This is a genomic window from Sporomusa malonica (assembly GCF_900176355.1).
In the GTDB taxonomy this organism is placed as follows: Bacteria; Bacillota; Negativicutes; order Sporomusales; family Sporomusaceae; genus Sporomusa; species Sporomusa malonica.
Window position 1 is genome coordinate 150,879 of record NZ_FWXI01000001.1, and the last position, 11,971, is coordinate 162,849.

An 11,971-nucleotide genomic window follows, 5' to 3' on the forward strand; every position below is an offset into this window, starting at 1 on the left:
AATCTCGCAGGCTCTTGTTGTTTGTGTAGACGGCTGGTGGAGGTAGCCTCCACCAGCTGTGATGCTTATACAATTATCCGTGAATCGGTGTTCCGTGATTCTTTATTTTGGCCTGCATTTCGGCGCTCAATTTGATAACAAGCTCGGCGTTGTATGCGCCGCTGGGAGTATAAGGCGGCATGCCATTGAATATTTCAGCAGTCGCGACAGCGTATGAGCGCGATATTGCGGCGGGCGAGCCGGGCGTCACAGCGGGATCGACATTAGCGGCCAAAATCGAAAGCGTGTCATCACTGTTGCGGACAATATCAAAAATACGAAACTGCTGGGGGAAATCTCTCAGCGAGGCTGTTTCCACTTCCCAGAAACCGAGTTCAGGACGGCCGGCATCCGGCGAAGGCAGGGCTGTCACCGTATTGTAGTGGCGATGGCCCGCCACCCACAGGATGAGATTCGGATAGGTGTGCAGCTTGGCAATCAAGTCAGCTTCGGAGGGGGATGAGGCAGTGTCCCACATCGGCCCTATCCCGATGGGAACATGGGCGGCAACGATCATTAGCTTGCCATCGGCCTGGCCTTTATCGAGTTCTTTTACCAGCCAAGCGTAACGCTCCTCATCAAGGGCACCGCTGGCGCCGTTGGCGCGAGTCCCGAAGGCGGTATCGTCGTTTTCGGTGTCGTCAAGGACGATTACCTTGATGGGAAGGTCTGCTTTCGGCTCAAAAGTATAGTTGGCCAAGCCTGTTAGGGCGTTGTCCCGCGAAAATCCATGGCCTACAGGATTTGAGGCAGTGTTGAAAAATTCAGCTATCCAGTCATTCTTGTCAATATGGCGTCGGTCAGGGTTGGCGTTTACTTTGGGGGGAGTGGCGAAATCAACCAGCGGCCCTGCCTTGATGACCTCTCCATAGGGGGTCGAACCGTCAATAACGCCCATATAGTACCCGCGGGTATCGAGGATTTTATCCGAAGTTATCTGTTCATCGATATTTAGGAGGGTTTCGCCGATCAGGGTCTGTTTCAGGTAATCATTAGGGGCGAAAACCCCCGACCAGAAATGATCGTGATTGCCGCGCACCTGGTACCAGGGAATCGACTTATCAAGCCCGGCTGCCTTGTACTGGCGCAGATAATCGGTAGTAGCGACAGATTCAGGGTCGGAATTGGGGTTGATGGTTTGGCCGTCCAAAATATCGATATACCAACGCAGCTCATTGAACTGAGAGTTATTAATGGCATCACCTAAGAAGAGACCGAAATCGATGGCCGCTTCCTTATGCAGCGCGTTGACCGTCTGAACGGCGGCATCCAGAACATGCGTTGTATAAAGAATGACCGGTGAATACGCCGACGACATGCCAGGCTGGCCTTTAAGGCCAAAGTAAATGGTCTGGGCCGGCGACTGCATATCGGTAATGTGAATATCGGTCATGGTAAAAAACCGCAGAAGGGTGGCTGCGGTTTTGGCAGATGCACCGGTATAGCCTGGCGGCATGAGATCAAGTCTTTTTTGGAAAGAAAGGCCGCTGCCTGTCTGCCAAGCGCCGTAGCCATACTTCGAATATTGGGAAACCGCGTTGGGAAGAAGTTTGGGCGAGGTCGCCGGCACCGAAACCGGAATAACGGTATGCTCCAGGGTGGTGAGAACCTTGGAAGCTATTGGATAGCTTGCTCTGGCTGATTGATTGTCTAACAAAGACTTATGCGCAAGCAACTGTTCAGCCCAGGCCGGCCGGACGGGAAGGGCGCTGAGCGCCGCCAGCGCAAGTCCGGTCTTCTGTAAAAATTTACGCCGTGAGAACTTAGAGGTTTTCATTAAATGTCCTCCTCAAAAATGTAATATTCCTGTATTTGAGACAGATTGATGTTGCAAGCTTCTGGACCTATTCTAATTAATAGACAGTAAATTTTCTTCATGATACTAGAAGCGACAGCTTTTTATCAACTGAGCAAGGACTAACCGCAGGTTTTTGAGGAGATTTGACGAAAATAAAAAACCATGCGTCTATTAACACATGGTATGTAGGGCTACTTATTATGCAAAAGATTGTAAAAAGATGCCCGGGTCGCATTTTTATAGGTTCGGCTGATGGGGATGACCGTGCCGTCACGAAGAACGAAACTATCGCTGGCGTATTCCTCGACATACAGGAAATTCACGACAAAACTTTTGTGTGGCCGTAGCCACATTTTTGACGGATGACGCTGCGTGAATTCATCCAGTCTGGTATAAACAACCAATCTTTCATTTGGCGCTGCTAAAACAACCTCCACCTGGTTTCTGCGACTCTCCAGATAAAGGATGTCATCAATCGGGATTCGCCGCTTTACGCCGCCGCTGGTGACAGCGATGGTTTCTTTGGACAGGCCCTGCACTTCATCAATCGTTTTTTGCAAACAGGCGGTCACTTTCTCTGCGCCCAGCGGTTTTACCAGATAGCCCGAGGCATTTACCTCGTACCCTTCGTAGACATACTCCGTGGAACTGGTTAAAAACACGATTTTGACCAGCTTGTCCCACTGGCGGATTAGGCGCGCGCACGTCATGCCGTCCATATCGCCCATGATGATGTCCATAAATACCATGTCAAACCGCAGTTTTTTGCTCTCGATGGCCGAGATAAATTTTTCCGCGCTGTCGTAGGCGAAAACTGTCCCGTCGATTCGCTGACTTCGTAAAAAAGTCTCTATTATAGTACATATTGCCTTTCTGTCGGTATTGCTGTCTTCACAAACCGCGATTATTAGCATAGTCCTCACCGTGCCCTTAATAATAATTCAAACTAGCCGCGACAAGCGGCAGAGCAAAAACAGCGAACGATATTAAGCGAATAACAACTGATACTTCTTAGTTTGGAGAGGTTTTATGCAAGAATTTACGACAATTTTACCGCCTGTATTCACCTTTATCTTCCTGGTGACGAATATTTTGCTTACTTATATTTTCTTAACACCAAGGGGCCGATGGGGGGGCCACGTTCTGGCCTTTGCTGTTGCCTGGGTCGCCGAACACTTGCTACGCAGTTTGCTGCAAACGGTAATTCTCGATCATTTTTTACTCAGCTATATAGTGGGCTTATTGTATATCATCCCGATTGCGCTGATTTTTAAAGAAACACTCCAGGCTAAGCTTTTTGTTTTCTTTTTGATTTTTTCCATGTCGCAGTTTTTTATCCTTATCTTCTTGTTCTTTGAACAATTGGTGTTTAACCAAATAGTATTCACTTTCATGTTGACGGGCGCTTTGCTTGAAATGGCATCGTTACCGTTAATAAGAAGATATGTCAAGCCGCTTGTCAGAGATATTATCGATATCATAAGCCAGCAAAATACCAGTTTCACTTTTTTCCCCGTTTTGGCGTTCATACTAATGTCGTTTTATGGTGTGCGCGCAAACTCATTGGTAGCTAATTTTGTACCCTTGATATTAAGCACCCTATTGCTTGTCTATGCCTATTACCTGATAGCCAGATCCATCGACCAGACCAAGCGGCACCAAGCGCTGGAAAGACATTTGGCACTGCAGCGCGATCACTATCAAAATCTATACAAAAGTATTGCCGATACCAAGGCAATTCGCCATGATTTGCGCCATCATCTGGCGACGCTCACAGAATTTCTGGGGAAAAACAATCCTTCGGCTGCCCAGGAATATATAAACCAATTAAGCCGCATCTACGACGACAGTTTCCTTCCCAGCGTGTGCAGCAACAAATCCGCCGATGCGCTCATTGCTCATTATCTAAAACTGGCTAAGCGGCTGAATATTGCCACCGCCACAGAGCTGAACCTGCCTGACGGCCTGGGTATCGATGAATTGGATCTATGCGTTATTCTTGGCAATTGTCTGGAAAACGCCATCGAAGCCTGTAGTAAAATAGGCGGCGAGGAGTCGGGCTGTATCGACATAAAGAGCGAAATAACCAAAGGGCATTTATTGATTACAATAACCAATTCTTTCAATGGCCTTGCTTTGCCCCGGAATGGGGATAGGTTGGTTTCTACAAAAAAAGGCGCGGACCATGGAATGGGCCTTTCCAGCGTGAAAGCATTAGCGGCCAAGTATGCCGGCCACTTTGACAGTTCTTTCGACCAACGGGTTTTCAAAGTGTCGGTGTCTCTGAAGTTGCCGAAAAATCTTGCGGCTTCCGGGTAACGCAGCTCATACAAAAGAAGAACCATGTATGATGATGCATAGTTCTTCTTTTTCGTCAATTATCCTCAAAAACCTGCGAGTTCTACGAGGGTTATTGATAAAAATATGTCGTAATAAGTATGCTGATATAAAGACGGGCATCAGCCAAAACATCCCGATGGAGGCGGACGAAGACGACGATTTCGATTCTGGGATCATCGGTTTTTTTCCATGAAGGGCGGTGTATAGAGCCTCTGTAGAGTGAGCTAATTTACCGAGGCCAACAGGCAATAACGAATTATGGAGGAATATCGAATGGATTTTTCCCGAACAGCAATTTTAAAGCTTTTCTTGTCACTGGTTCTGGTATTGAGCGCTTTTTAGGGGGCGATAGCGGAGGACGACGTGCCACCGGCAGGTAAAAGCAGGATTTAATAAATAGTAGAGGAGAATGTACATGCGTATTAAGAAAATTATCCTGGTAGTTATTGCTCTCGTTTTTAGTTTCACCTTTGCGGCACAGGCAAATGAAAAAGGGGCTACCGATTACTCAAAGCCTGAACGTTGGCTGGCTTTACCTGCTGCTGTTGAAAAAGAAGTGGATGTATTTTTTCTCTACCCGACCGCCTGGCAAAAGGTCGATAAAAATGAGCCGAACATCTGCGAGATTGACAACAAGTCAATGGTGCAAGGTGCAAAGGCAGCACTCGGCAGACAAGCCACCGTGTTTGAAACCGTCGGTAATATTTACGCACCTTATTACCGGCAGGCAGATGGCGCATATACCTTAGCTTTGACTGTCAAAGAGCAAGCTGCCCTCCTTGGCAGCCTGCCGAAATCAGATGTGTTTGCCGCGTTTGACTATTATATCGAACACTATAATCAGGGTCGTCCGTTTATCTTAGCTTCGCATTCCCAAGGCTCGGACCTGATGCTGATTATTTTGGCGGAATATATGAAAGAACATCCCGCTGTGTATCAAAGAATGATCGCGGCCTATGTGATCGGTTATTCGGTCACCGAGGACTACCTGGCAAACAATCCGCACCTGAAATTTGCGCAAGGCCCTGACGACACCGGAGTCATCATCTCCTATAACACTGAAGCGCCTGTGATTAAGGGGAAAAATCCGGTCACGTCGCCTGGCGGCATTGCGATAAACCCTATAACCTGGACCACAGAAGAGACCTTGGCAACAGCAGAGCAAAGTCTCGGTTCTAGGCTGTTAGATAAGGCCGGAAACTGGGTGCTGGTAAAAAATTATGCCGATGCCCGTGTCGACAAAGCCAGAGGGGTTATCATATGCAGCACCGCTGATGTCAAAACATTTTCGCCGGGAAATGCTGTATTCCCCCAAGGGGTTTACCATAGCCTGGATTATCCGTTTTATTACTATAATCTCAGGGAAAATGCCGCGAAACGGACGGCAAAATACCTGGCCCTGCAGGCGGCTATCCAATAGCTGCGAGGGTTGATACAGCGATTGATAGTACGGTTGTTAAAGTGGGATTTGCAAGGTCGCGGATCGCCTCCACCATGCAAATCCGGAAAACTTGAGAACCCGCGAAATTCGCGGGTTCTTTGCTGTGAATTTTTGGATGGTTATGGGTGGCTCCACCAAGTAAATAAATCAAGCACAGCCGACTTTATTAAGATAAAGGTAAATACCGATGTTAAAAACTTAAAGCTGGATAAAAATGGATATGTAGCATGGAAGATATAATATATAGTATTATTCGATGCGGCTTATGGATATTATCGGGAGCTGACCTTGCGGGAAATAACCCTCCTTAAAAATGGAACTTTGCTACTATACTTTGCAAATCTTGTGCCATTTGTGCAAGACTATTACTGGCTGCAGCGATTTCTTCCATAGATGCAGACTGTTCTTCCGTAACTGCCGAAACGTTCTGTGTTTGACTAGCCGTATCATTGCTGATACCTTCTATTTCTTGTATCGCATTAATAATTTCTTGACTGCCGGTGGTTATTTTTTGAATAGCTGCTGTAATACCAGCTACTTGATGAGTAACTCCATTTACCGACGCAATAATTTCCGCGAAGGCCTGCCCGGCAGTATTGACCACCTCTGCTCCTATCTTAACTTCATTAGTGCCTTCATTCATCGCCTTAACAGCTTCATCCGTATCGCCTTGAATTTCACTAATAAGCATCGCAATTTGTTTGGCTGCTGCTTCCGATTGTTCTGCTAATTTGCGGACTTCATCCGCTACTACTGCAAAACCGCGTCCTTGTTCACCCGCTCTAGCCGCTTCAATGGCTGCATTTAATGCTAAAAGATTGGTCTGTCCGGCAATTCCGGCAATAGTATCTACAATCTGCCCAATTTCTTTTGATCGTTCCCCCAATTTCACAACTACCTGCGCTGAACGAGTCACTTTTTGCTCAATATTATTCATTTGACTGACTGCGTTCTCGATCACTCTGCCGCCAGCATTAGCAGCATTGGCAGCAATATTCGCTGTCGATTCCACATTATTGACAGTAGTTGCCGTCTGCTTGATATCAACTGAAATTCGGTCAATGGCCAATACCGTTTTATTAACTGCAGCCGTCTGTTTTTCCGTGCCTGCTGCCACTTCGGTAATGGACTCGGCTACCTGACAAGCCCCCTGAGCCGACTGCTCTGCTCCGCTCTTAAGTTGTTCTGCCGAAGCCGCTACTTGCTCAGAAGAATAAGCGACCTTCCTCATTACGTCACTAAGTTTTTCTGCCATGATGTTAATGGCCCTACCCAGTTGTCCAATCTCATCAGAGGAATTATCCACTACTGTTGATTTTCTAAGATCGCCCTCAGCCAACTGTGTTATCTGCCGCAACATGACGATCAAACGATTGGCAATCTTGCGGGAAAAGTACCAGGTAAGTATTACTACAACCAAAATCACTATTCCAGTCATCCCTAGAACCTTATACCGCACGGCAATGATGGGTGCATACAATTCTTTTTCCGACACAGTAGCCGTTACTATCCAATTTGTCAGGCCAACAATGGCGCTAGCACCAAACATATCCATCCCTGCAGCATTTTTAAAGCTCATGACTTGCTTTTGTCCACCCATCGTTGCTTTTATTATGCCAACTTCGGAAACATCTTTTCGCTCGGAAACATACGTTTTGTCAGGATGCGCAACAACTGTCGCCTTGCCGCTTGAATTAGCAGTGACAGCAGCGTATCCAGTTTCGCCCAGTTTTACTTGTTCCCGCAACTTTTCCAAAGCATCCAGAGTAATTACCTGTGCTACCACACCGGACACACCTGCGCCATCTTTTATGGGCGTTGAAATAAAAACTACTGGTTTTCCTGAACTGCGTGAAACCAGTACATCACTTATAACTTGTTTTCCAGATTGCACAGCATCTTTAAAATATGGCCGATCACTTACCATAGCGCCAATCATATTGGTATTGGGGAAACTGCTGATTACCTTTCCGTACTTATCTGTGACGGAAATGGCCTCATACGAAGCGGTATCAGTTTCCAGCGCCGCCTTTACAACTGCCGATAATACTGTTGTGTCACCACGAACCGCATACTCATTTTTAGCAATGAGTTGGCCTGTCTTAGCTCTTTCCTGAAACATATATTCAATATCTTGTGCCAACCCTTGCGCCTTTTCTTGTACTTGCTGATTTACGTCTGCTTTCAGATTTGTTTCCATCGTGTTTAGTAAGATTAATCCTGTCATCCCCATTGTACCTAAAGTTAGTAATAAAATAATAATTACCAATTTCGCAAAAAAATTTAACTGCATACTATCGCCTCCCCAATAGTTTCCAAACTGAAACCAGATTACCTATTATATTACATACCAAATAAAAACCATTACTCACTTGTAAATTACAATAATAAATGAGTAAATAGTCTTTCTTGATATCAATTATATTGTTAATATTTGTCGTGCGAAGTTATTTCTCCTGCTAAAATTCTTAATATACTGACATTTTTATATTCACCCAAAGTACCGAAGGCAAGTAATATACGGAAAAATAAAATCAGATATAAAAAAGAGCCCCTTTAGGGGCTGACTGAAGAAGTTATGCGGTTGGTGGACTTTTTCAGCGAGTCTTGAGACTCGGCGAGTATCATGCCCTTGTAGGGCGTAATCAAGCACCTGTTGGTCCTGACTATGTGGGTTCGGTTTTGATGATACCTTGCCTATAATGTTCGGGGAAGGCTTCCAACTCATTTAAAAAAAGAGAGATGCTTGGGTTGGTATTAGTATGATTCCATGCGATTGATACATAAATGGATGCGTCCTCTTCGTCAACATCAAGAGTTTTTAATGAGGAACTGGCGTATCCCAACGGGATATGGCGAGGCAGTAGGGAGATGCCAAAACCGGCTTCTACCATCATTAATACGGTCAGAATACCGGAAACCGGATCCACACTGGGGCGAAACCCACGGTTTGAACAAACACGCATTAGGTTGTTATAAGCCCTGGGTGCATCTTTAGGATGAAATATAAAAGTTTCTTTGGATAGTTCAGCACGAGTTGTGTTGGTCCTACGGGCCCAGGGATGACTGGATGGAACTACAAGACAAAGCTTGTAATCGTATATCTTTTTCCATGAAATACCGGGAATCTTAGTTGTCTCCCATAATTGTATAAATCCAATGTCAATAGTGGCACGTTCTAATGCTTCATCAATGGCGCCGTTGCTAAGCTGTTGGCAGGATAACTCGATAGAGGGGTATTTTTGTCGAAATTGGTATATCAATTTTGGTAGAAAATTCTTTTCGGCAAAGCCTAAATAACCGATTTTCAGTCTTCCTGATATTCCGGAAGCTGCCTGACGGGTTATTTGGATCGCTTCCTCAGTCTTGGCAATAATGGCCTTGGCTTCACGTAATAAGGCTTCTCCTGCCGCAGTCAGAGATGTGGAATATCTATTGCGGTTAAACAGAATTACCCCTAAATCACTTTCTAACTCGGAAATCTGCTGGCTGAGCGCCTGCGGACTTATATAGACGTGTCTTGCTGCTGCGGTAAAATTAAGATGTTCCGCGGCAGCGACGAAATATCGAAGTTGCCGTATGTCCATAGGTACCTCCCCAGATCAGATTCTTATGATAGTATTATACATCCAGACTTTTCAGAAAACAATTAAACCTAATACAAGTATTACTTGGGTAGCCTAAACCAAAAACTGTTTCCCACTAACGCTATAACGGGCTACAATAAAAATAAATTGCAGGAAAATTACCGCAATTAAATCGGAGAAGGTATTTTAATAATCAATAATGGAGGTTTTTTTATGGACAGCAGTAATGAGTTATATTTAAAACATTTTAATCGCATCACAAATGCTATTGAATTGGGTACGCCCGACCGTGTACCAGTGATACTGGCTGCAGATTCTTTTCACGCCCGCCATATGGGGGTTTCGTTGGCTGATTATATTAATGATTTAGAAGCTGCCAGCCGTACCAACATAGCATCTATGGCCCAGCTCGGAGAGGTTGATGGGGTTGAATATCTAGCTCCCATTATCTGGGGTCTGGGTATGGCGTCCATGTCAAAATTGAAACTGCCCGGAAGAGAACTGCCTATTGATGCACAGTGGCAAATTGACGAAATTACACCGATGAAGATCGAAGACTATGATGTAATTATTGACAAGGGTTTTAACGCCTGGGCACAGCCGATTTTTCAAAGTGAGTTGAAACAGTCTTGGGATGATTTCCTCTGGTATCGGTCTGCCGACTGGCCAAAAATAAAAGAGAACTATAAAAATGCCGGTATTGTTCCGGTCAGTCCGGCAACTACCGCACCGCCGTTTGACCGTCTTTCCAATGCACGTGGTATGGCAAATTTAGTCAAGGATATGTACCGCATTCCCGATAAAGTAGAAGCTGTAATCAAGATAATGACCGAAGAGATGAAAGAAACAATCAAGACCACAATAGCTCAGACAAAACCGTTTGCCTATTTTATTGGTGCCACCCGCTCTGCACCGGAATATATGTCGAAGAAGATGTGGGAGCGCTTTTGCTTCCCAAACATTAAAGAAATCGTCGAAACAGTTGTAAATGCGGGTTCCTACCCTCTATTACACTGGGATAACAACTGGGATCGTTCGTTAGAGTATCTAAAAGAACTACCTAAGGGTAAATGTATTTTGGCTACTGATAGCAATACTGATTTGTTCGAAGCAAAGGAAGTTCTCGGCGACCATATGTGTCTTATGGGTGATTTACCTGCAGCCATACTCACATTAGGAACTCCCGAGGAAGTGTATGACTATAGCTGTAAGTTGGTCAATAACCTTGGTCCTAAAGGCTTTATTCTTGCTGTTGGTTGCTGTGTTCCCCTCAACGCGAAAGTCGAGAATATGAAGGCAATGATTTCAGCAGCTACAGGGCGTTAATATCAATTACTATGGCCGGAACTCCTGGGGACAAAACGAGTAGGAATTTTTCTTACTCGTTTTTTATGTTTTTTCTTATGGTAAAATCAGTAATTTACTGATGGCGGAATATTGTGTTAAATACGATAATTGAGACAGGTGATTTTATTGTTAGAGAGGAGATTATTATTAAATGAAAAAACAAAAGAATTATTGGAAAGGATTCTTGGTAGCAGGTGCAGTGACAGTAATGTTAACGTCAGGCATTACTTTTGCTGATATTCAGGTAGCGCAGGCCAAGGCTAATCCTCAGATTTTTGATTTTGAAGCCCATCGCGGTGGACGCGATGCTCGTCCGGAGAATACCCTGGCTTCATTTGCTTATGCTATGGAGTTGGGTGTAACAACCTTGGAAATGGATTTACAAATGACTAAAGACGGCCGTATTGTAGTGAGCCATAATCCGGTAATGAATCCGAGCCTTGCCAAAGGGCCGAACGGTACATATGTGCAAGGCGGCAAGTATGATATTCGAACCATGACGTTAGAGGAAGTTAAGAAATTTGATGTTGGAAGCATGAATCCGGCAGCTGGGGATTATTATGAAGGTCATGGCAAAACCCAGGTGTCTGTTCCTGGTACAACAATGCCTACACTAGAAGAGGTATTTGAGTTAGCAAATTCCTATGGCAATGACAAAATATTTTTTAACATCGAGACCAAATCATACGCTGATCCGGCCGATCCAAACTCCAAGGATAATCCCGATCCGGAAAAGTTTGTAAAGGCAGTCTATGAAATTGTGAAGAAGTATCATATGGAGAACAGGGTATTCTTGCAGTCCTTTGACTGGAGAACACTTAAAGTTATGCATAAACTTGATCCGGATATTACACTGGTGGCTTTGAGCTGCGAGCAGCCCTCTTGGGGATGGGTGGACGGCTGCTACCTTAAAATTGGTGACAAAAAGCCGTCCCCTTGGCTGGCAGGTCTAAATATTAATAATTATCATGGTAATTATGTTAAAGCCGCTAAAGATGTAGGCGCAGACATTGTGTCCCCTTACTGGGAGGAGCTATCTCCCCAACTGGTTAGCGAAGCTCACGACCTGAAGATGAAGGTTGTTCCCTGGACTGTTAATAATCCCAAAGCAATGAACATGCTCATTGACATGGGTGTTGACGGCCTTATTACGGATAAACCTTGGATTTTGCGCGATGTTCTTACAAAAAAAGGTATTTCAGTAGCTGATCCAACCGTGAATGTTAATAGTCCTTATCACACCGGTATCAATATAATGAATACCGAAGGTAAGCAGCTTTCAAAAGGTGGAGACGCAGCAGAATAGGAAATACACGAATACTTACTACCAGGAGCAGTCAGGGAGGGGCTGCTTCTGGTAGTATTTTGCTTAAGATAGTATGACCAATATGAAATGCTCCTTTCAGTATGATTCCATTT

The 11,971-nt window shown here is 44.9% G+C and carries 8 protein-coding genes; 4 read left to right on the forward strand and 4 right to left on the reverse strand.

Going from position 1 to position 11,971, the window contains the following annotated elements; translation table 11 throughout:
* Nucleotides 1-73: 73 nt before the first annotated feature.
* Complete coding sequence (locus B9A22_RS00685) at nucleotides 74-1,816, reverse strand: TIGR03768 family metallophosphoesterase (protein ID WP_084573669.1); 1,743 nt, start codon at nucleotides 1,814-1,816, stop codon at nucleotides 74-76.
* A gap of 212 nt (nucleotides 1,817-2,028) precedes the next feature.
* A complete protein-coding gene (locus B9A22_RS00690; RefSeq protein WP_084573670.1) occupies nucleotides 2,029-2,751 on the reverse strand; it encodes a LytR/AlgR family response regulator transcription factor in 723 nt (240 codons plus the stop codon).
* A gap of 115 nt (nucleotides 2,752-2,866) precedes the next feature.
* On the opposite strand from B9A22_RS00690, the gene B9A22_RS00695 reads away from it, so the two are divergent.
* The gene (locus B9A22_RS00695; RefSeq protein ID WP_084573671.1) at nucleotides 2,867-4,156 is read left to right on the forward strand and encodes an ATP-binding protein; all 1,290 of its coding nucleotides are present in this window, start codon (nucleotides 2,867-2,869) and stop codon (nucleotides 4,154-4,156) included.
* 436 nt (nucleotides 4,157-4,592) lie between these two features.
* Entirely contained in the window at nucleotides 4,593-5,597 is a 1,005-nt protein-coding gene (locus tag B9A22_RS00705) for a DUF3089 domain-containing protein (protein WP_084573673.1), read from the forward strand.
* A 328-nt stretch (nucleotides 5,598-5,925) separates the two neighbouring features.
* Here B9A22_RS00705 and B9A22_RS00710 read toward each other — a convergent pair whose 3' ends face one another.
* Entirely contained in the window at nucleotides 5,926-7,911 is a 1,986-nt protein-coding gene (locus B9A22_RS00710) for a methyl-accepting chemotaxis protein (RefSeq protein ID WP_084573674.1), read from the reverse strand.
* A 373-nt stretch (nucleotides 7,912-8,284) separates the two neighbouring features.
* Nucleotides 8,285-9,205 carry a LysR family transcriptional regulator gene (locus tag B9A22_RS00715; RefSeq protein ID WP_084573675.1) on the reverse strand — a complete coding sequence of 307 codons (921 nt, stop codon included), beginning with the start codon at nucleotides 9,203-9,205 and terminating at the stop codon, nucleotides 8,285-8,287.
* 213 nt (nucleotides 9,206-9,418) lie between these two features.
* Between B9A22_RS00715 and B9A22_RS00720 the strand changes: the two genes are divergently transcribed.
* Together B9A22_RS00720 and B9A22_RS00725 are read left to right on the forward strand one after the other, a co-directional pair.
* Complete coding sequence (locus B9A22_RS00720; RefSeq protein WP_084573676.1) at nucleotides 9,419-10,531, forward strand: uroporphyrinogen decarboxylase family protein; 1,113 nt, start codon at nucleotides 9,419-9,421, stop codon at nucleotides 10,529-10,531.
* Nucleotides 10,532-10,703: 172 nt separating this feature from the next.
* Complete coding sequence (locus tag B9A22_RS00725) at nucleotides 10,704-11,858, forward strand: glycerophosphodiester phosphodiesterase (RefSeq protein WP_084573677.1); 1,155 nt, start codon at nucleotides 10,704-10,706, stop codon at nucleotides 11,856-11,858.
* The last annotated feature ends 113 nt before the right edge of the window (nucleotides 11,859-11,971 follow it).